This window comes from Oricola sp. (assembly GCF_965230365.1).
Taxonomy (GTDB): Bacteria; Pseudomonadota; Alphaproteobacteria; order Rhizobiales; family Rhizobiaceae; genus Oricola.
The window spans coordinates 581,900-600,610 of record NZ_OZ246003.1; the positions used below are offsets into that span (position 1 = coordinate 581,900).

Below are 18,711 nucleotides of genomic sequence, written 5' to 3' on the forward strand. Positions count from 1 at the left end.
ATGTCTGATTTCTCTCCGCGGGAAACCGTCTCCGAACTCGACCGTTACATTATCGGACAGAACGACGCGAAACGCGCTGTGGCCATCGCGCTGCGCAATCGCTGGCGCCGCCAACGCCTGGATGGCGCGATGCGCGACGAAGTGATGCCGAAGAACATCCTGATGATCGGCCCAACCGGTGTCGGCAAGACCGAAATCTCGCGCCGCCTGGCGAAACTCGCCGGCGCGCCGTTCATCAAGGTCGAAGCGACCAAGTTCACCGAGGTCGGCTATGTCGGTCGCGATGTCGAACAAATCATCCGCGACCTCGTCGAAGTGGGCATTACGCTGGTGCGCGAACGCAAGCGCGAAGAGGTGAAAGCCAAGGCACATGTCAACGCCGAACAGCGGGTGCTGGACGCACTTGTGGGCGCGACCGCGAGCCCGGCCACAAAGGACAGTTTTCGCAAGAAGTTGCGCGAGGGACAGCTCGACGACAAGGAAATCGAAGTCGAGATTGCCGACGCCGGCACCGGCGGGATGCCGGGTTTCGAGATCCCCGGCATGCCGGGCGCCAATGTCGGCATGATCAATCTCAACGACATGCTCGGCAAGGCGCTAGGCGGCGCGCGCACCAAGACGGTCAAGACGACCGTCAAGGACTCTTACGAGCTTCTGATCGACGACGAATCCGACAAGCTGCTCGACGAAGACCTGGTCGTCCAGGAAGCGATCCGGGCCGCCGAGGACGACGGTATCGTGTTCCTCGACGAGATCGACAAGATCGCGGCGAGCGAAGGCCGGTTCGGCGCGGGCGTCAGCCGCGAGGGCGTGCAACGCGACCTGCTGCCGCTGGTCGAGGGCACGACGGTCGCGACGAAGTACGGTCCGGTGAAGACCGACCACATCCTGTTCATCGCGTCGGGCGCGTTTCATGTTTCCAAACCGTCCGACCTTTTGCCGGAATTGCAGGGCCGTCTGCCGATCCGCGTCGAGTTGCGGGCACTCGACCGTAACGATTTCAAGCGCATCCTCACCGAGACCGAGGCCAGCCTGATCCGGCAGTATATTGCGCTGATGGGCACCGAGGATGTCACGGTGACGTTTACCGACGATGCCATCGACGCACTTGCCGATATCGCCGTCGATCTGAACACAACGATCGAGAATATCGGCGCACGCCGGCTGCAAACCGTCATGGAGCGCGTGCTGGACGAGATTTCCTTTGTCGCGCCTGACAGGGCCGGAGAGGAATTCGTCATCGATGGCGAGTATGTGCGCACCCAGATCGGCGATCTGGCGCGTAATGCCGATCTGTCACGCTACGTCCTGTGACCGAAAAGCCATAATCGCATATTACTTGCGCCGGGCTCTCGACTCCGCCCGGCGCAGATTTTACTAGCGCTGTGGGGCAATTTGCAGAAAACGGAACCATGTTTGCTTTTCGCACGTCGATTGCAATCGCCACACTCGCCCTTCTGACCGGGATGGCGATCCCGGCTCAGGCTTTGACGGTTGTCGAGCCTGGCAATCGCAACGCCGAACAGCCCAAGATTCCAGGCGCGTCGCGCAACCGCACCGCGGCCCTGAAAACCACCTTCGAGCGCAAATACGCCAGGGTGATCGCGCTGTTGGAGAACGACAAGCGCCTGATGCGCAACATCAAAACGGTGTCCAGGAAATTCGACATCGATCCGATCCACATGGTCGGCGCCATCGTTGGCGAGCACACCTACAATGTCGACGCCTATGACCGGGCGCAGACTTATTATGTGAAGGCAATCGCCTATCTGAAGGACTCGATCAACTTTCGCTATCATGGCGAAGATATCGACGACTTCATCAAGCGGCCGGAGTTCGCCGGCTGCGATACCCTCGACGACAGCCGTTCGATCTGGAGCTGCCGGGAAGATGTCTGGGAAGAGACATTTCGCGGCAAGTCGGTGGACGGCGACAAGTTTCCCAACGACCGCTTCAGCGCCGTGTTTTTTCAGCCGTTTTATGCCGGCCAGACCTTCGGGATCGGCCAGCTCAATCCGTTGACTGCGCTGATGATGACCGACCGGGTCAATGCGGTGACCGGCGCACGCAAGCTCTCCCATACCAACGGGAAACGCGTCTATCGCGCGATCATGGATCCCAAGGAAACGCTTCCCTATATCGCCGCCACCCTGGCGACGGCCATCGACGACTACCGGGAGATCGCCGACTTCGACATTTCCAAGAACCCCGGTCTGACGGCAACGCTTTACAACACCGGCGATTCAGCCGGCAGAGCGCGAGCGCTCGCCGCCCGCAGCAAGCGTGCCGGGCGCAAGATCCGCCCCGAGGAGAACTATTACGGCTGGCTGATCAACGAGCGGGAAGACGAACTGCGAAAGCTTCTCGATTGACGAACGTCAGTCGCCGCTGCCGTTCCGCAACTGCCTGATCAGCGCTTCAAGTTCATGGCCGTCCAGATCACCGATCTTGCGTCCGAGCAGATTGGCGAGTTCGGTTGCGCGCGGATCCATCCCCGACGTGTCGATCGTGACTTTCGGCGCCGATTGCAGCGCGAGGCGCTGCAGGTCATCGGCCTCGTCCCAGATAATGTTCAGACAGGCGATGATCCGCTGCAGCAGCCCCCAGGACGGGATGCCGCGATGGCCGTGTTCCAACGCCGACAGATAGGCGGCGGAAACACCGATTTCGCGCGCCATCTGTTTTTGCGTGATGCCGCGCTCATCGCGCAGTTTGCGCAACCGTTCGCCAAAAGGCGTCATGGTCTGAAGCTCCCGTCGGCCTTCGCCAGTTTGCGCAACCTGACATAGATGGCGCCCTCGCCGCCATGGCGACGCCCGGCGGACGCAAATCCGCTGACCAGTTCGGCGAACCGGCCGCCGTTCAGCCAGATCGGAACCATCCGCTTCAGCGCACCTTCGCTGCCAAGCGACCGTCCCTTGCCAGTGACGACAAGCACGTGGCGCAAACCGCGGGACCGGCAGTCGGCAAGAAAAGTGTAAAGCCGGTCATGGGCGACGGCCTGGGTCATTTCGTGCAGATCAATGCTCGCATCGATGGCGATCCGTCCCTTGGATATCTTTCTCGTGGTGGTCCGGTCGATAGCGGGACGGATCGGGTCTTGCCTGACCGGCGGCGGCTGGTGGCGGGGATCGTAACTCGCCGATGCAATGCCGGCCTTCTTCTTGCCGGCCGGCTTCGGCGTCGTGCCGCTCTTTTCCGGCACCGGATCCGTGATTGTCGGCATAACGGCATCGAGCTTCGGCCGGTTCGTGGAAAGCGGCGTGACCGTCCGCTTCACCTGGTGCCAGAGGATCTCCTCCTCTTCGCTCAACAAACGCTTGTTTTTGCGCGAATTCATGGCGACATCCCCGCAGCGACGGCGATGGCAGACGCTTTCGGTGCGAGCAGATAGAAATCCGCCGCTGAGCAGACATCGCTGGCGGCCTCGCCCGCCCGGTCGCCCGAACCCATGAAGAGATCGCCACGCGCCGGACCGACAATCGCGCTGCCGGTATCCTGGGCGATCATCAGCCGCGACCAGTCCGCACCGCCGACTTTGCCGGCGTGAACGAAAACCGGCGTGCCGTAGGTGTGGATCAACCGGTCGACGGCGAGCGAGCGGCCAGCGGTCAGCGGGACTTTGGCTGCGGCGATCGGCCCGTCGTCGGGATCGTCGACCGGCTCGACCCGGAAGAAAATGTAGGAGCGGTTCTCCTCCATCAGGGCGCGCGCGCGATCCAGGTTCTTCGCCAACCAGGAGCGGATCGTCTGCATGCCGACCGCATGGCTTGCGATTTCACCGCGCTCGACCAGCAGCCGGCCGATCGGGGTGAACGGATGGCCGCTCTTGCCATCATAGGTGATCCTGACGATCGAACCGTCGGTCATTTTCAATCGCGCGGCACCCTGGATATGCGCGAAGAACGCATCGACGGCATCCTCGACCCAAGCGATCTCAAGCCCCCGACCGTCAAGGCAGCCATTGTTGATGGCACGGCGATCCGGATAGGGTGAAATCGAGCCGCCAGCGCCGATCTGCCCGAACCGCACGTCCTTGCCCCATGCTGACGGCCGGTTGCTGTCATCGACTGCTACAAGATCCGGCGGGCGGCGGTGGATCGGCGTCGTGTACCGGCAGTCGCGAACCGGCGACGCCTCGATTTCCGGCTCGTAGAAGGCGGTGACGAGGCCGGGTTTGCCCGCTTCCGGCAACAACGCGAGAGGCTGGAATTCTTCCTCAAGGAACCGGCGCGGATCGTTCCGGGCGGCGGTCTTTCCGGCGGCGATGTGAAGGGGCTGCAGATCGCCCGGCTCTATCCCGATCGCGCCGGTGCGGTATGGCTTGTTGCCGACGGTGCCCGCGTGACGGGCAAAAGCACAAACCGCGGCGCGATGGTCATCGGCGGCCCAGCCTGGCAGATCCTCAAAGCCGACCGGCCGCAGGCTCCACATCGCTCAGCCGGATCACTCTTCAGATTCGGTCGCAACCAGCCGCCAGTTCGGATCCCGGCTCCGCGTGTCGCGCGCGAAGGTCCAGATGTCCTTCACCTCGACAACGGCTTCAGGATCGCCGTCGACGATATTGCCATCCTTGTCGCGGGTCGCCGAAATCAGCTGGCTGACGATGCGCAGCGTGACCATAGCCTCGCGGTCGCGCATTTCCGCCGACACGATTTCGGCACTGTCGATACCGACGAAATTCGATTGCACCGCTTCGCTGCGCGCTTCGCGTTCGTTCAGCGCACCTTCGAAACCTTCATAGACCTCGGGCGACAGCAGGTTTTTCAATGTTTTGCGATCGCCATCGGCAAACGACATGACAATCATCTCATAGGCGAGTTTCGCACCGCCGAGGAACTCGGCCGGATCGAACTCGCGCGTTGCGTCCTTGATGGCGCGCAGACCATGATTGAGATCCGATCCCGGCTGCGCCGCCTTGTCGATTTCGCGATAGACGTCGGGGGCCGGCTCGCCACGTCCCGGCAGGGTGATCACGTTGTCGGATTCAGATGCCCCGTCGGCGCCGTTTTCGGCCGGCGCGTCCTTGCCGCGCGAATAGGGATCGAAGGGCGGGCGCTCATGGCCGGTCCTTTTGCCGAGCACGTTTCGAAGTTGCAGGAACACGAAAACCGCCGCCACGACAAAGATAAGGGTTACAAGGTTGGAGCCTTCCATAAGGGTGTCCCGCAAAATCCGATGGTTACCGGCACTCATATAGCCATGAATGACCGCCATTCAAATCGCACAACGAATTCCTAAATAACAGTTGCAGAAACCAAAAAGAGTCGCCGCAAAATGCCCTTTTCGCTAATTCCCTTTCTCCTGCTTGCCATTCCGCTGGCCGAGATCGGCGTATTCATTGCCGTAGGATCGCAGATCGGCGTGTTTGCCACGCTGGGCATGGTCGTTCTGACCGCTGTGATCGGCTCGGTGCTGCTGCGCGTCCAGGGCTTCGGTTTGCTGACCCGCATGCGGGCCGAACTCGACGGCGGGAACATTCCCGGCCGCGACCTCGTGCATGGCGTGATGATCCTGATGGCCGGGGTTTTGCTGCTGACGCCGGGTTTCGTGACCGACACGCTGGGCTTTCTGTTGTTCGTACCGGTATTCCGCGATGGCGTGTGGCGGTTTGCCCGCGACCGCATTCGCATCGTTCCGGCAGGAATGCACCGGCAAGAGCGCCATCCGGGCGCTCAACGGGCTCAGACGATCGATCTTTCCGACGACGAGTACACGGGCGGCAAGAACCCGGAGAGTCCCTGGTCCGAGGGCAACTGAAGCCTCATCGATTCGCATCCTTGCCAGTCTTAGAGGGCCGTGCTAGCCAGCCGCGACCAAAAAGCGGGCCGGTTCCGGGTTCCGCCACAATCCCAAGAGGCAGAATTTCATGGCTGATGAAAACACCAACGGCAGCGGACAGGGTGACGGCGCGCAGGCTGGCGCGGCAAATGGCGGTGGCGCGGCGCCACAGCTCAGCGTCCTGACCCAGTACGTCAAGGACCTTTCGTTCGAAAGCCCGGGCGCGCCGCTGTCGCTGCGGCCGCGCGAAACCGCGCCGGCGATCAACATCAATGTCAATGTCCAGGCCAATCCGATGGGCGAAACGGACTATGACGTGACACTCGTGCTGACGGCCAAGGCCGAACAGGAAGAGCAGGTGCTGTTCAATGTCGAGCTGGTCTATGGCGGCGTGTTCCGGATCGTGGGCTTCCCGCAGGAACATGTGCTGCCGGCGCTTTTCGTCGAATGCCCGCGCCTGCTGTTCCCGTTTGCGCGTCAGGTGGTTGCCGAAGCGACCCGCAATGGCGGTTTCCCGCCGCTGATGATCGATCCGATCGACTTCCTGCAGATGTTCCGCAAGCGGATGGCCGAAGAACAGGCCAAGGCGCAAGTTCAGGCGCCGAGCTGAGCGGCTTCTGCGCGTAAATCAGAGCTTGGCTTATTCAGCCGACCTTGCGGGCGGCTTCTAGCCAAATCGCGTGTTCTCCGAGCCCATCGACCAGTTTGCGGTGCGCGGCGGCTTCAGCGTCGCTCACCCGGGAGGGCAGCGGCTGCGGCCGGGGCTCGAGCGTACCGGCGGTAACCGCGCCGGACCCGCCACTGGTTGACGGTCCGGCTGTAGCGGTGTCGGTCTCGAAGCCGAGCGCGGCCTGTTTGCCACCAACCAGTTCAATGTAGACTTCAGCGAGCAACTCGCTGTCCAGAAGCGCGCCGTGCTTCTCGCGTTTCGAATTGTCGATGCCGTAGCGCTTGCACAATGCATCCAGCGAGTTCGGCCCCATCGGGTGCCGCCGGCGGGCTATCTGCAAACTGTCGACAACCCGGTCGGGATCGATCGGCGGAAAGCCGAGGCGGGCGAACTCCGCGTTGAAGAAGCCGACATCGAAGCTGGCATTGTGCGCGATCAGTGTCGCATCGCCGACAAAGTCGAACCAGTCTTGCGCGACGCCCTTGAAGACCGGCTTGTCGGCCAGATCGTCATTGCTGATCCCGTGAACCGCCAGCGCTTCGGGATGGACCTGGCGGCCCTCCGGGTTGATGTAGACGTGGAAATTGCGCCCGGTGATGAACCGATTCTCGAGTTCGACCGCACCGATCTCGATGATCCGGTCGCTCGCCGCCTCAAGGCCGGTCGTTTCGGTGTCGAAGATGATTTCCCGCATGATCCGCCGCGCTGTTTACGACTGCATCTTGCTCAATTCGCGCGGCCGTCACAATGATTGTGCGGTTTCGTCCAACGGAACTTCGTCGGCGCCATTGTCCGTGTCTGCCTTGAGCAGGAAAATGATGTCGCGCACCTTGGCGCGCGCGGTTTCCATGCCAAAGGAGGTTTCGATGATGAAATCGGCCTTGGCGCGTTTCTCCGCATCCGGCGTCTGACGTGCGAGGATCTGCTCGAAACGCTCGGCCGTCATGCCGGGACGCGCCAGCACCCGCTCGCGTTGTACAGCGGGCGGCGCGGTCACCACGATGACGCGATCGACGCGCTCGTGCGCACCGGTTTCAAACAGCAAGGGGATGTCGAGGATCGCGAAACGGTGTCCTTCTGCAGTCGCCTTTGCCAGGAAGCGCTGCTCCGTCTGGCGAACCAGCGGATGGACAATTGCCTCCAGGCGTTTCATGGCCTCGGCATTGCCGATGACCTGTTGCGACAGCAAGGTGCGGTCGACGGCTCCATTCACGACTGTTCCGGGAAACGCCTGTCCGACGAGCGGGACCGCGGCGCCGGCATAGAGCGCGTGCACGGCAGCATCGGCGTCGTGAACCGGAACGCCTTCATCCGCAAACATCTTCGCGGTTGTCGACTTGCCCATTCCGATCGATCCCGTTAGTCCGACCGTCAGCATCGCGTTTACCCCTCTCCCAGATCGCCCAGAATGTGCATTCGTAGCGCCTCGTCAACCCTGGGTCGTGCACCAAACCAGCGCTCGAAGCCCGGGACAGCCTGATGCAAAAGCATGCCCAGTCCATCGCAGGTGGCTAGACCAGCCTCATTGGCCGCGGCGAGAAACGGTGTAACCAAAGGCACATAAACGATATCGGTGGCAAACGCGCTGCTGTGTGCGGCGCCAAAATCGAGCACAAGCGGCGGTTGACCGTGCATACCGAGCGAGGTCGTGTTGACGATCAGGTCAGCGGCCGCAAGACGTTCATCGACAGCCTGCCAGCCATGACCCTTGACGCCTTCGCCGAACCGGGCCGCGACATCGACAGCGCGCTGCGCCGTCCGATTGACTATATCGATCCGGCGGTAGCCGGCGTCGACAAGGGCGTGCACGATGGCGCGGCTGGCGCCGCCGGCACCAAGCACCAACGCAGTCTCCCCGTCGCGCCAGCGGTCCAGTCGCTGATCGAGATTGGCGGCAAATCCGTAGGCATCGGTATTGCCGCCGACAAGCATGCCGTCTTCCGTCCAAAGCGTGTTGACCGCGCCGATCGCCTCAGCGGCACCATCGCGCCGGTCGACCAGCCGGAACGCCGCCTCCTTGTGCGGAATCGTGGCATTGCCGCCGGTCCAGACGCCGGCGCGGACATCCCGCATCAGCCCTTCGAAGCCCTCCGGTGCGACATCCAGGGCTTCATAGCATCCGTCGATGCCGTGACGTTCCAGCCAGAACCCGTGGATCAGGGGCGACCGGGAGTGGTTGACCGGGTGTCCGGCAACAAAAGCGCGCGGCCTATCAGACATCGGCGGCTCCCAATGCGCGGAGTTCCGAAAGCAAGGGCAGGATCGGCAAACCTACGATGGTGAAATAGTCTCCATCGACCCGCTCGAAGAGCTGGATACCCGGACCTTCATACTGGTAACAGCCGACGCTTCTAAGAGCGTTGTCGCCAACCTGAGCGAGATATCGCCCGACAAAGGCCGGCGACAGATCCCGGAAAGTCATGTGCGCGACTGATACGTGGCGCCAGATCGCGGCACCATTCTGGGCGATCACAAGCGCTGCGCTCAACTGGTGCGTCTTTCCAGAAAGCCTGAGCAACTGCCGGCGCGCCTGGTCCATGTCAGCTGGCTTGTGCAGAAGCTCGTCTTCCAGCGACAGGGTCTGGTCGCCGCCGATTATGAGATCGCCGGGCCGGCGCAATGAAACATCGAGCGCCTTGGCCTCGGCCAGAACGACAGCGATATCTTCTGCTGTTGCGTCCGCCGCGATCAGGGGCGCTTCGACCGAACGTTCGTCGATATCTGCGGCCTCGGTCTCGAATTCCAATCCCGCGTTCGCGAGGATCATCGCGCGAAACGGACTGGTCGATGCAAGGACAAGCGACATGTGGAAACCCGACTCGGACAGGCCGCCGTTACTCCCTTGCAAACAGGTTGGCAAGTTGTCGCTCGCGAATTTCACCATTCGCCGCAAATTGGACAAAATCGCAGTGGACGGTTTGTGGACAACATACGGCCCAAGTTGCAGCGCTCCCGGGACATCCGGGATAACGTGGCACTTGTTCACATTTCACAGCCGAAAGACGTGCTTTTCCAGTTGTTGATAACAGCGGGTATCGCTGGGCTTATCCTTGACTGAAGCTGTACCGTCCACATCCAGCGCCGTTCACCCTTTGTTAACTATATGAAAATCAAACAAGAATCCTGTCCACAGCGATTCACAGGGCAGTGAGTTAACTTTTTCTTAGGATATCAACCGTGCCGGTTTTGCAGAAAGGGACTGGAAAAGTCTGCTTGCCTGCTATTCACAGACTCATAAAAACACCAATCGGCTTCGCCGGAATTTTTTGGATTCAATCAAGCAAACTGGGAACGGTGGATAATGGCAGACGAGAAAGCGATCATGCGTGTCTTGAGCGGTGAGACGCTTGATCCACCACCGATTTGGGTCATGCGACAGGCTGGCCGCTATCTGCCGGAGTATCGGGAAACGAGAGCCCAAGCGAACGGGTTTCTCGATCTGTGTTATACGCCGGATCTTGCCGTGGAAGTGACGCTGCAGCCAATCCGCAGATACGGGTTCGACGCATCGATCCTGTTTTCAGACATCCTCGTATTGCCGGATGCGCTGGGAAGAAATGTGCGGTTCGTCGAGGGCGAAGGCCCGAGGCTCGATCCGATCAGAGCCGACGAGGTTGCCGGGCTCGATCCGCAACGAATGCATGAGCATCTGGCACCGGTCTATGAAACTGTGACACGCTTGCGGGCGGAACTGCCGGCCAGCACAACGCTGCTCGGTTTTTGCGGTGCGCCCTGGACAATCGCGACCTACATGATCGCCGGGCAGGGTACGCCGGACCAGGCGCCGGCGCGTCTGTTCGGATACAAGCATCGCGCTGAGATGCTGCAGATGCTGGATCTGATTGCCGACATGTCGGCAGAGTATCTGGTGCGCCAACTCGATTCCGGCGCCGATGCGGTGCAGGTGTTCGACAGCTGGTCGGGCGTGCTGGACGACGTGTCGTTCGATGCGTTTTGCGTCAAGCCGGTCAAACGGATTGTCGACAAGGTTCGCGCATCCAAACCGGATGCCAGGATAATCGGTTTCCCGAAAGGCGCAGGCGCGCTTTATCGGGGTTACCGCGAAGCGACGGGTATCGACGCGCTCGGCCTGGACTGGACAGTACCGCTCGATTTTGCGGCTGAACTGCAACGCGAAGGGCCGGTGCAGGGCAATCTCGATCCGCTACGCGTTGTGGCTGGCCGGATTGCCATCAAGGACGGCGTGGAGCGGATCCTGGAAAAGCTTGGCAACGGGCCCCTGATCTTCAATCTCGGTCATGGTATCACGCCGCAGGCGAACCCCGAGGATATGGGGTATCTGGTCGATTGCGTGCGGGGCAATGCGTAAACGATGACTGACGGCAAAGGCGAGATTTCAGAACGAAGCGGGCGTATTGCCGCCCGCCGCGCCGCGGTTGCGCTTGTACTTCTTGCTGTGCTGACGGCGGCGCTGTTTTGGCTCGATCCGGCGGATCTCTACCTCTGGATCAAGGCTGTCCATGTCATCGCGGTCATCGCGTGGATGGCCGGCATGCTGTATCTGCCGCGGCTCTTCGTCTATCACTGCGACGCCGAGGTCGGATCGGTGCAAAGCGAGACGTTCAAGGTCATGGAGCGGCGTCTGCTGCGCGTGATCATGAACCCGGCCATGACAATCGCGTGGGCGCTCGGTCTTTGGCTTGCCTGGAGCGGCAATCACTTTGCAGATGTCTGGTTTCTGGTGAAGTTCGCTGCCGTGTTCGCGCTTTCGGCCGTGCATGGCGTGTTTTCGAAGGCCGTGCGCATGTTTGCCGAGGATCGCAACGACAAAACACCCCGCTACTGGCGAATGATCAACGAGGTACCGACAGTATTGATGTTCGTGATCGTGATTTTCGTTATCGTCAAACCGTTTGCGTGATCCGGCTATCGCGACCGTAATGACTCGCGGGCGATTGTGACTTGAAGTGCGGACGCCAACAGCGTATGTGAAGGCCCAAAGGGTCCCGGCCTTCCTTCCTTTCTTTGCGGACCCATTCCCCAGTATCTACAAATCTACAAGCGTGTATTCATGCAGCAAATGAAGCTACAGGACCTTCAGAGCAAATCCGCAACCGATCTTGTCGAGTTCGCGGAAAATCTGGAGGTCGAAAACGCCAGCGTCATGCGCAAACAGGAACTTATGTTCGCGATCCTGAAGAGGCTGGCAGCCGACGAAGTCGAGATTATCGGCGACGGCGTCGTGGAAATCCTGCAGGACGGTTTCGGGTTTCTGCGTTCGGCAAGCGCCAACTATCTGCCGGGTCCCGACGACATCTACATTTCCCCCTCGCAGATCCGCCGTTTTTCGCTGAAGACCGGCGATACGGTGCAAGGGCCGATCCGCGGGCCGAAGGACGGCGAGCGTTACTTCGCTCTCCTGAAAGTCAACACGATCAATTTCGAGGATCCCGAAAAGATCCGCCACAAGAGCCATTTCGACAATCTGACGCCGCTTTATCCCGATGAGCGGATCAAGATGGAGTTCGATAATCCAACGTCGAAGGACCTGTCGGCCCGGGTTATCGATCTGGTCGCACCGCTCGGCAAGGGCCAGCGCGGGCTGATCGTTGCGCCGCCCCGGACCGGTAAAACCGTTCTCCTGCAAAACATCGCCCATTCGATCACGTCCAATCACCCGGAATGCTACCTGATCGTCCTTCTGATCGACGAACGTCCGGAAGAAGTGACCGACATGCAGCGCTCGGTGAACGGCGAAGTCGTGTCCTCGACTTTCGACGAACCGGCGTCGCGCCACGTCCAGGTGGCCGAGATGGTGATCGAGAAAGCCAAGCGCCTGGTCGAACACGGCCGCGATGTGGTGATCCTGCTCGATTCGATCACCCGCCTGGGCCGGGCCTATAACACCGTGGTCCCGTCTTCGGGCAAGGTGCTGACCGGTGGTGTCGATGCCAACGCCCTGCAGCGGCCGAAGCGTTTCTTCGGCGCGGCGCGCAATATCGAGGAAGGCGGATCACTGACGATTATCGCGACCGCGCTGATCGACACCGGCAGCCGCATGGACGAAGTGATCTTCGAGGAATTCAAGGGCACCGGCAACTCGGAGATCGTGCTCGACCGCAAGGTTGCCGACAAGCGCATCTTCCCGTCGATGGACATTCTCAAGTCGGGAACCCGCAAGGAAGACCTCCTGGTGCCGCGCGCCGATCTGCAGAAGATCTTCGTGCTGCGGCGGATTCTCGCGCCAATGGGCACGACCGATGCGATCGAGTTCCTGATCGACAAGCTGCGCCAGACGAAGAACAACGACGAGTTCTTCGATTCCATGAATGCATGATCGAGTGCATTCTTAGCCGGAGTCCTTTGCGTCTAGCAGCGATGCCAGCGCGGCGGGCTCGTTGACGGGGAGCGAGCAGCTCATTCCTTCGCACAGATAGGCGCCGGGCGCATCGAAGCGGACCGGTGCTTTGCCGGATTCATAATAGATGTCCAGCCGTCGCGGATCCGGCGTTTTGCGCGCGGCGTTCCACAAAGGATCGCCGGCCCTGCCCGGCCCGACAATGACGAGCTTCTTCTGGGCGATCGCGCTGTCCATGGCACCGACAAATCCGGCCTGGCCATAACGACCCCTGACGATGCGGCCCGCTGCACTGGCCGCGATGCGGTCAACATGGCTGCGCAATCCATCGTCATCGGTGGCGAGCGAGAGCCTCGTCAGCGCTTCGATGATCTGGGCGGTGGCCGAAGGGTTGGCCTCGTCATTGTCGTTCCAGGGATTGACCGGCATGTCGGTGGCGCGGCATTCGGCGAAGCGGTATCCGCGCTTCGATTCGGTATCGAAATGGTTTTCGCGGAGCCGGGCGGCGAGCCGTCGGGCGTGTTCCAGATAGGTGTTGTCACCTGTCGCAGTCAGCAGCGACAGCGCGGCATTGATCATCGCTGCATAGTCCGTGGCGAAACCCTGCCCGCTACCCTTCGATCCATCATGCGAGTGATGCAAGCGCGTGCCGGTTTCGCTTGAGGACAGTATCGCAGAGAAGAAGGTTCTCGCTCGCTCCGTCCAATGGTCGTTGTTGAAGTGGTGTCCGGCTTCCGCCATTGCGCGGATCATGTAGCCATTCCAGTCGGCGAGGATCTTGGTGTCGCGTCCGGGCGGCACGCGCTGTTGCCGAGCGGTCAGGAGGTGTTGCCGGTCATCGGCATGGGACTGGACAACCGAGGCGGCGGCCGGATCGGTGCGCAGACCAGACAGATTCGGGATGTTCACGCCTTCCCAATTGCCGGCGTCGGATATGTCGTAGGTCGCGCAGAATGATGCTGCGTTGTTGCCGAGAATCTCCATGATTTCAGCGCGTTGCCAGACATAGTACTTGCCTTCGACGCCTTCTGAATCGGCATCGAGACTGGCTGAAAGACCGCCGGTCGCCGTCACCATCTCCCGGTCGAGCCAGTCGATTGTTTCAGCGACCCGCGAGCGGAACAGGTCGTTTCCGGTTTCGCCATGGGCCCACACGCAATGCCGGATGAAATGCGCATTGTCGTAAAGCATCTTCTCGAAATGCGGCACCAGCCATTGCCCATCGACCGAATAGCGGGCAAGCCCGCCGCCGAGATGATCGTAGATGCCGCCGAGTGCGATGGCGGTAATCGTCTCCACGAAACGGTCGCGGGCGGCCTTGTCACCGTCTCGTTTCCAGGAACGCCAAAGAATCTCGAGAAACGGAGCGCTTGGGAACTTTGGCGCGCCGCGTATCCCGCCGACCACGGGTTCGTACATGTCGCGGACATGCGTCGAGAAATCCCGGATCGATTGCGGAGACATGGATGTTTCGTCCGCGGAACCCGCCAACGTGTCCTGCAGGTGATCGGTCAGCCGTTTCGCATTGTCCTCGATATCGCTGCGTCGATCCCGATAGGCATCAGCTACGGCCTGCAGGACACCGGTGAATCCCGGACGGCCATAGCGCGGGGTCTTGGGGAAATAGGTGCCGCCCCAAAACGGCCTGCCGTCCGGTGTCAGAACCATCGTCAGCGGCCAGCCGCCCTGCTCGCCCATGGCAGACAGCGCCGCCATGTAGATCTGGTCGATATCCGGGCGCTCTTCGCGGTCGACCTTGATGTTGACGAAGTGCCGGTTCATCAGCGCGGCGACATCGTGGTCCTCGAAGCTTTCATGCGCCATGACGTGGCACCAGTGGCAGGCGGCGTATCCGATGGATAGAAGGATCGGGCGGTCTAGCTCGCGCGCCGCATCGAGTGCAGACTGGTCCCAGGGCTGCCAGTGAACCGGATTGTCGCGATGCTGCAGAAGATACGGACTGGTTGAAGCGGCGAGCCGGTTGGACGATATATCGGGCACTCGGTCTTTCTCCTGCGGTTCACGTTAACGATATGGAAACCATCTTTGCCTTGTCGAGCGGCGCGTTGCCAGCCGGAGTAGCCGTCGTTCGTATTTCCGGCCCGAAGACCGGCACGATTCTGCAAACGCTTTGCGGTGCAGTGCCAGAAGCGCGGCGGGCGGCGTTGCGATTTATTCGTGACCGAAACGGGGTTGTAATCGACCGCGGCCTCGTCCTGTGGTTTCCGGGGCCGGCCAGTTTTACCGGCGAGGATTGCGCGGAAATCCACCTGCACGGCGGTCGCGCGGTGGTCGATTGCCTGTTCGATGCGCTCGGCTGTTTCGCCGATACGCGGATGGCTGAACCCGGTGAATATTCCCGTCGCGCATTTGTCAACGGCAAGCTTGATTTGACCGAGGCGGAGGGGCTGGCAGACCTGATAGCGGCGGAAACCGAATCGCAGCGGGTTCTGGCGCTGGCGCAATCGACGGGAACGCTGCGTGCCATCTATGAGGGTTGGCAATCGCGCCTGCTGCATGCGCGCGCCATGATCGAAGCAGAGATCGATTTCGCCGATGAGGAGGATGTTCCGGGTTCGGTGGCGGATACGATCTGGACCGACATGGCGCTCATGATCGATGAAATGCAACACCATCTGGAAGGCGCGAAAGCTGGCGCCATCATCCGGGAGGGTTTCAGGGTCGCGATCGTGGGTGCGCCGAATGCGGGGAAATCCAGTCTGCTGAACGCGCTATCCGGCAGCGATGTGGCGATCGTGTCAGATATCGAGGGCACGACACGCGATGCGATCGAGACGCGGATCGTGATCGACGGAAATTTGGTGTTGCTGACGGACACAGCCGGTTTGCGCACCAGCGACGATCCGATCGAAACCGAAGGCATCAGGCGGACGTATCTGCGGGCCGCCGAAGCGGACCTTGTCTTGTACCTTGCGGACAACGGACGCTGGGATGAACTGGAAGGCCTCGGCGATGTGCCGGTGTGGCGGGTGTGGTCGAAAGCCGACCTCGCCCGCGCGTCCGAGAATGTCGTCGCCCTCTCGTTGCATGGCGCGCCGGGATTGGGCGAGTTGATGTCAGCTTTGCGTACGCATCTTTCGGCGACCCTTAGCCGGAGTCAGGAAACGCTACCGAGCCGCCTGCGTCACGTGGACAATGTCCGCAGTGCGCTAGAGGAACTGAAGCGCGCGGTGACCGACGCAGCAGATCCGCTGGAGATCAGGGCTGAGCGTCTTCGGATGGCGGCGGATGCGCTCGGCCGCATCCTGGGTCATCGGGGCGTCGAAGATATTCTCGGCGTGATCTTCTCGGAATTCTGCGTCGGCAAGTGACATGATGGACCATGCCGTTGTTTCACGTGAAACATCGGCGGCTTGACGAACGGACCGCATTGCTCCATTTGGCGGCGGTCCCAGGGAAACAACACTATGCGAACCTTCGACGTCATCGTTATCGGCGGCGGACATGCCGGATGTGAGGCAGCGCGCGCCGCGGCGGCCACCGGCGCGCATACAGCGTTGGTCACCCATGCCTTCGCCACGATCGGGACGATGTCCTGCAATCCGGCCATCGGCGGCTTGGGCAAGGGGCACCTGGTCCGAGAGATCGACGCTCTGGATGGCCTAATGGGACGTGTGGCCGACGCCTCGGGTATCCAGTTTCGCATGCTCAACCGCCGCAAGGGGCCCGCAGTGCGCGGGCCACGAACGCAGGCCGACCGGAAACTTTATCGCGATGCGATGCAGGCGGAAATTACCGCCATACCAAATCTGGAAGTCGTGGAAGGCGAAGCCGCCGAATTGATGCTGGCCGGTGACAATTCGATGACCGGGATCATGCTCGCGAGTGGCGAGCAGCTTGGCTGCCGGGCCGTGGTGCTGACGACCGGGACCTTTCTTCGCGGTGAGATCCATATTGGCGACAAGCGCATACCGGCGGGTCGGATGGGCGAGGCGCCCAGTATCGGATTGTCGACAGCGCTGGAACGTTTGGGCGCGCCGCTGGCGCGCTTGAAGACCGGAACCCCGCCTCGGCTGGACGGCGAGACGATCGCATGGCGAGAGCTCGCGATGCAGAGCGCGGACGACGACCCGGTACCGTTCTCGCTCATGACCGACCGGATCACGGTTCCGCAGATCGAGTGCGGAATTACGCGCACCACCCCGCAGACCCATGCATTGATCGAGAGGAACCTGACGCGAAGCGCCATGTATTCGGGCAACATCAAGGGTGTTGGGCCGCGCTACTGTCCGTCGATCGAAGACAAGATCGTCCGCTTCGGCGAGCGCGACGGGCACCAGATATTTCTGGAGCCGGAAGGCCTCGATGACAATACGGTCTATCCGAACGGGATCTCGACTTCGCTGCCCGAGGATGTCCAGGTCGAGATGCTGAAGACCATTCCGGGTCTGGAAAGTGCCAGGATACTGCAGCCGGGTTACGCGATCGAGTATGATCATGTCGATCCGCGCGCACTGGAACCGACGCTGCAATTCCGCGATGCGGGCGGATTGTTTCTTGCCGGTCAGATCAACGGCACAACCGGTTACGAGGAGGCCGGCGCCCAAGGGCTGGTCGCCGGCTTGAATGCAGGCCGGTTTTCGGCCGGGCAATCAATGGAAGTGTTCAACCGGACGCAATCCTATATCGGGGTGATGATTGACGATCTGGTCACGCGCGGTGTTGCCGAGCCCTACCGAATGTTCACGTCGCGAGCGGAGTACCGGCTTTCGCTTCGCGTGGACAACGCCGATCTGCGGCTGACACCCGTCGCGATCTCGCTTGGAATCTGCGGCGAAGGCAGACAGGCTCGCTTCAATGCCATGAACAATAGTCTTGAAGAAGCACGGCAACACGCACAGTCGGTGACCGTCACACCGCAGGAGGCCAATCGATTCGGACTCGAAATCAATCACGATGGCGTGCGACGCTCAGCTTATGATCTCTTGTCCTACCCGACTGTCGGCATGGACGACATCTTGCGTATCTGGCCTGATCTGCAGCGCTTCGATGTTCGTACTCTCGAGCGGCTGGATATCGAGGCGCAATACGCCGTCTATCTGAAACGACAGGCAGCGGATATCGCAGCGGTCGAACGCGAACAGAATACTGCTATTCCTGATGCGTTGGATTATGATCGCATTAATGGCCTGTCGAACGAGTTGACCCAGAAGCTCAAACTTCGCCGGCCGGAGACACTGGCGGCTGCAGCGCGGGTCGATGGCATGACGCCCGCCGCGTTGGCGTTGATCATAGCTCATATCCAACAGCTTCCACGGGACGGCGTGGCGGGATCAAACACTTATGTTGCCTGATTTGCTGGCGGATGTTTCACGTGAAACACAGGCTCGGCTGGACGCGTTTTCGCGGCTTTATGACAAGTGGTCGCCACGCATCAACCTGACCGCGACATCGACGCACGAGGATTTCTGGACCCGCCATGTGGCAGATAGCGCTCAGCTGATCGCCCTGGCTCCCGATGCGGGCCATTGGGTCGATCTTGGCTCCGGGGGCGGGTTTCCGGGCATGGTGATTGCTATCATGTCCGAACCGGACGCCGAACGGCGCGTGGAGTTGATCGAGAGCAACCGCAAGAAAACCGCTTTTCTACAAGCGGTCAAAGCCAGTTGCGCGCCACATGCTGTCATTCATGCAGACCGCATCGAGAAAGTGATACCGTCCATCGCGCGACCTGACATCGTTACCGCTCGGGCGCTGGCGGGCCTCCCCAAGCTTCTCGACATGACTGCGCCGTGGCTCGCCGAAGGAACCAGGGCGCTGTTTCACAAAGGCCGTGGATATGCCGACGAGATTGAAGAAAGCCGTGCAAACCGGACCTTCGATCTGATAGTACATGAAAGCCGGATCGACGCGGAGTCGGTGATTCTCGAACTCTCGAATGTGCTGCCTCGTCCGGACCGTGATTCGAATTGACCTTAGC

19 protein-coding genes are annotated in these 18,711 nt (G+C 61.0%); 10 read left to right on the forward strand and 9 right to left on the reverse strand.

The window, feature by feature from the left end:
* Nucleotides 1–1,314 (forward strand): ATP-dependent protease ATPase subunit HslU, encoded by a 1,314-nt coding sequence (hslU, locus tag ACO06R_RS02785; RefSeq protein WP_421855808.1) that lies wholly within the window; start codon nt 1–3, stop codon nt 1,312–1,314.
* 98 nt (nt 1,315–1,412) lie between these two features.
* On the forward strand, nt 1,413–2,372 hold the full coding sequence (locus ACO06R_RS02790) for a DUF1402 family protein (RefSeq protein ID WP_421855810.1): 960 nt from the start codon (nt 1,413–1,415) through the stop codon (nt 2,370–2,372).
* A gap of 6 nt (nt 2,373–2,378) precedes the next feature.
* Here ACO06R_RS02790 and ACO06R_RS02795 read toward each other — a convergent pair whose 3' ends face one another.
* From ACO06R_RS02795 to ACO06R_RS02810, 4 genes are read right to left on the reverse strand one after another with little or no spacing between them, the layout of a single operon-like run.
* Nucleotides 2,379–2,741 (reverse strand): helix-turn-helix domain-containing protein, encoded by a 363-nt coding sequence (locus tag ACO06R_RS02795; RefSeq protein WP_421855812.1) that lies wholly within the window; start codon nt 2,739–2,741, stop codon nt 2,379–2,381.
* Nucleotides 2,738–3,340 carry a Smr/MutS family protein gene (locus tag ACO06R_RS02800; protein ID WP_421855814.1) on the reverse strand — a complete coding sequence of 201 codons (603 nt, stop codon included), beginning with the start codon at nt 3,338–3,340 and terminating at the stop codon, nt 2,738–2,740. The genes ACO06R_RS02795 and ACO06R_RS02800 overlap by 4 nt, the downstream gene beginning before the upstream one ends.
* Nucleotides 3,337–4,434, reverse strand: a complete 1,098-nt coding sequence (locus ACO06R_RS02805; protein WP_421855816.1) for a murein transglycosylase A — start codon at nt 4,432–4,434, stop codon at nt 3,337–3,339. Before ACO06R_RS02805 ends, ACO06R_RS02800 begins: the two co-directional genes overlap by 4 nt.
* Before the next feature lie 12 nt (nt 4,435–4,446).
* On the reverse strand, nt 4,447–5,157 hold the full coding sequence (locus tag ACO06R_RS02810) for a Tim44/TimA family putative adaptor protein (protein ID WP_421855818.1): 711 nt from the start codon (nt 5,155–5,157) through the stop codon (nt 4,447–4,449).
* Nucleotides 5,158–5,277: 120 nt separating this feature from the next.
* Here ACO06R_RS02810 and ACO06R_RS02815 point away from each other — a divergent pair, with 120 nt between their 5' ends.
* On the forward strand, nt 5,278–5,760 hold the full coding sequence (locus ACO06R_RS02815) for an FxsA family protein (protein ID WP_421855820.1): 483 nt from the start codon (nt 5,278–5,280) through the stop codon (nt 5,758–5,760).
* Nucleotides 5,761–5,869: 109 nt separating this feature from the next.
* A complete protein-coding gene (gene secB, locus ACO06R_RS02820) occupies nt 5,870–6,391 on the forward strand; it encodes a protein-export chaperone SecB (protein WP_421855822.1) in 522 nt (173 codons plus the stop codon).
* A 34-nt stretch (nt 6,392–6,425) separates the two neighbouring features.
* On the opposite strand, the gene dnaQ is transcribed toward secB, so the two are convergent.
* The 4 genes from dnaQ to ACO06R_RS02840 are packed head-to-tail and all read right to left on the reverse strand — an operon-like array spanning nt 6,426 to nt 9,257.
* Nucleotides 6,426–7,145 (reverse strand): DNA polymerase III subunit epsilon, encoded by a 720-nt coding sequence (dnaQ, locus tag ACO06R_RS02825; RefSeq protein ID WP_421855824.1) that lies wholly within the window; start codon nt 7,143–7,145, stop codon nt 6,426–6,428.
* Between the two features lie 48 nt (nt 7,146–7,193).
* Nucleotides 7,194–7,829 (reverse strand): dephospho-CoA kinase, encoded by a 636-nt coding sequence (gene coaE, locus ACO06R_RS02830; RefSeq protein WP_421855826.1) that lies wholly within the window; start codon nt 7,827–7,829, stop codon nt 7,194–7,196.
* 5 nt (nt 7,830–7,834) lie between these two features.
* A complete protein-coding gene (locus ACO06R_RS02835) occupies nt 7,835–8,671 on the reverse strand; it encodes a shikimate dehydrogenase (protein ID WP_421855828.1) in 837 nt (278 codons plus the stop codon).
* Nucleotides 8,664–9,257, reverse strand: coding sequence for a Maf-like protein (locus tag ACO06R_RS02840; protein WP_421855830.1), 594 nt, complete (start codon nt 9,255–9,257; stop codon nt 8,664–8,666). Before ACO06R_RS02840 ends, ACO06R_RS02835 begins: the two co-directional genes overlap by 8 nt.
* A 495-nt stretch (nt 9,258–9,752) precedes the next feature.
* On the opposite strand from ACO06R_RS02840, the gene hemE reads away from it, so the two are divergent.
* The 3 genes from hemE (at nt 9,753) to rho (ending at nt 12,749) form a co-directional block, all read left to right on the forward strand.
* On the forward strand, nt 9,753–10,781 hold the full coding sequence (gene hemE / locus ACO06R_RS02845) for a uroporphyrinogen decarboxylase (RefSeq protein WP_421855832.1): 1,029 nt from the start codon (nt 9,753–9,755) through the stop codon (nt 10,779–10,781).
* Between the two features lie 3 nt (nt 10,782–10,784).
* Complete coding sequence (gene hemJ / locus ACO06R_RS02850; protein ID WP_421855834.1) at nt 10,785–11,333, forward strand: protoporphyrinogen oxidase HemJ; 549 nt, start codon at nt 10,785–10,787, stop codon at nt 11,331–11,333.
* Nucleotides 11,334–11,483: 150 nt separating this feature from the next.
* Nucleotides 11,484–12,749, forward strand: coding sequence for a transcription termination factor Rho (rho, locus tag ACO06R_RS02855; RefSeq protein ID WP_421855836.1), 1,266 nt, complete (start codon nt 11,484–11,486; stop codon nt 12,747–12,749).
* Nucleotides 12,750–12,761: 12 nt separating this feature from the next.
* Here rho and ACO06R_RS02860 read toward each other — a convergent pair whose 3' ends face one another.
* Nucleotides 12,762–14,771 (reverse strand): thioredoxin domain-containing protein, encoded by a 2,010-nt coding sequence (locus ACO06R_RS02860; RefSeq protein WP_421855838.1) that lies wholly within the window; start codon nt 14,769–14,771, stop codon nt 12,762–12,764.
* A gap of 32 nt (nt 14,772–14,803) precedes the next feature.
* Here ACO06R_RS02860 and mnmE point away from each other — a divergent pair, with 32 nt between their 5' ends.
* The 3 genes from mnmE (at nt 14,804) to rsmG (ending at nt 18,704) form a co-directional block, all read left to right on the forward strand.
* On the forward strand, nt 14,804–16,102 hold the full coding sequence (gene mnmE / locus ACO06R_RS02865) for a tRNA uridine-5-carboxymethylaminomethyl(34) synthesis GTPase MnmE (RefSeq protein ID WP_421855840.1): 1,299 nt from the start codon (nt 14,804–14,806) through the stop codon (nt 16,100–16,102).
* Between the two features lie 96 nt (nt 16,103–16,198).
* The gene (gene mnmG / locus ACO06R_RS02870) at nt 16,199–18,085 is read left to right on the forward strand and encodes a tRNA uridine-5-carboxymethylaminomethyl(34) synthesis enzyme MnmG (RefSeq protein WP_421855842.1); all 1,887 of its coding nucleotides are present in this window, start codon (nt 16,199–16,201) and stop codon (nt 18,083–18,085) included.
* Entirely contained in the window at nt 18,075–18,704 is a 630-nt protein-coding gene (gene rsmG, locus ACO06R_RS02875; protein ID WP_421855844.1) for a 16S rRNA (guanine(527)-N(7))-methyltransferase RsmG, read from the forward strand. Before mnmG ends, rsmG begins: the two co-directional genes overlap by 11 nt.
* Nucleotides 18,705–18,711: the final 7 nt, after the last annotated feature.

What these genes read in the sequence shown, in the direction of transcription:
- hslU (WP_421855808.1), top strand. Translation starts at nt 1, where the DNA reads ATGTCTGATTTCTCTCCGCGGGAAACCGTCTCCGAACTCGACCGTTAC.
- ACO06R_RS02790 (WP_421855810.1), top strand. Translation starts at nt 1,413, where the DNA reads ATGTTTGCTTTTCGCACGTCGATTGCAATCGCCACACTCGCCCTTCTG.
- ACO06R_RS02795 (WP_421855812.1), bottom strand. Translation starts at nt 2,741, where the DNA reads ATGACGCCTTTTGGCGAACGGTTGCGCAAACTGCGCGATGAGCGCGGC.
- ACO06R_RS02800 (WP_421855814.1), bottom strand. Translation starts at nt 3,340, where the DNA reads ATGAATTCGCGCAAAAACAAGCGTTTGTTGAGCGAAGAGGAGGAGATC.
- ACO06R_RS02805 (WP_421855816.1), bottom strand. Translation starts at nt 4,434, where the DNA reads ATGTGGAGCCTGCGGCCGGTCGGCTTTGAGGATCTGCCAGGCTGGGCC.
- ACO06R_RS02810 (WP_421855818.1), bottom strand. Translation starts at nt 5,157, where the DNA reads ATGGAAGGCTCCAACCTTGTAACCCTTATCTTTGTCGTGGCGGCGGTT.
- ACO06R_RS02815 (WP_421855820.1), top strand. Translation starts at nt 5,278, where the DNA reads ATGCCCTTTTCGCTAATTCCCTTTCTCCTGCTTGCCATTCCGCTGGCC.
- secB (WP_421855822.1), top strand. Translation starts at nt 5,870, where the DNA reads ATGGCTGATGAAAACACCAACGGCAGCGGACAGGGTGACGGCGCGCAG.
- dnaQ (WP_421855824.1), bottom strand. Translation starts at nt 7,145, where the DNA reads ATGCGGGAAATCATCTTCGACACCGAAACGACCGGCCTTGAGGCGGCG.
- coaE (WP_421855826.1), bottom strand. Translation starts at nt 7,829, where the DNA reads ATGCTGACGGTCGGACTAACGGGATCGATCGGAATGGGCAAGTCGACA.
- ACO06R_RS02835 (WP_421855828.1), bottom strand. Translation starts at nt 8,671, where the DNA reads ATGTCTGATAGGCCGCGCGCTTTTGTTGCCGGACACCCGGTCAACCAC.
- ACO06R_RS02840 (WP_421855830.1), bottom strand. Translation starts at nt 9,257, where the DNA reads ATGTCGCTTGTCCTTGCATCGACCAGTCCGTTTCGCGCGATGATCCTC.
- hemE (WP_421855832.1), top strand. Translation starts at nt 9,753, where the DNA reads ATGGCAGACGAGAAAGCGATCATGCGTGTCTTGAGCGGTGAGACGCTT.
- hemJ (WP_421855834.1), top strand. Translation starts at nt 10,785, where the DNA reads ATGACTGACGGCAAAGGCGAGATTTCAGAACGAAGCGGGCGTATTGCC.
- rho (WP_421855836.1), top strand. Translation starts at nt 11,484, where the DNA reads ATGCAGCAAATGAAGCTACAGGACCTTCAGAGCAAATCCGCAACCGAT.
- mnmE (WP_421855840.1), top strand. Translation starts at nt 14,804, where the DNA reads ATGGAAACCATCTTTGCCTTGTCGAGCGGCGCGTTGCCAGCCGGAGTA.
- mnmG (WP_421855842.1), top strand. Translation starts at nt 16,199, where the DNA reads ATGCGAACCTTCGACGTCATCGTTATCGGCGGCGGACATGCCGGATGT.
- rsmG (WP_421855844.1), top strand. Translation starts at nt 18,075, where the DNA reads ATGTTGCCTGATTTGCTGGCGGATGTTTCACGTGAAACACAGGCTCGG.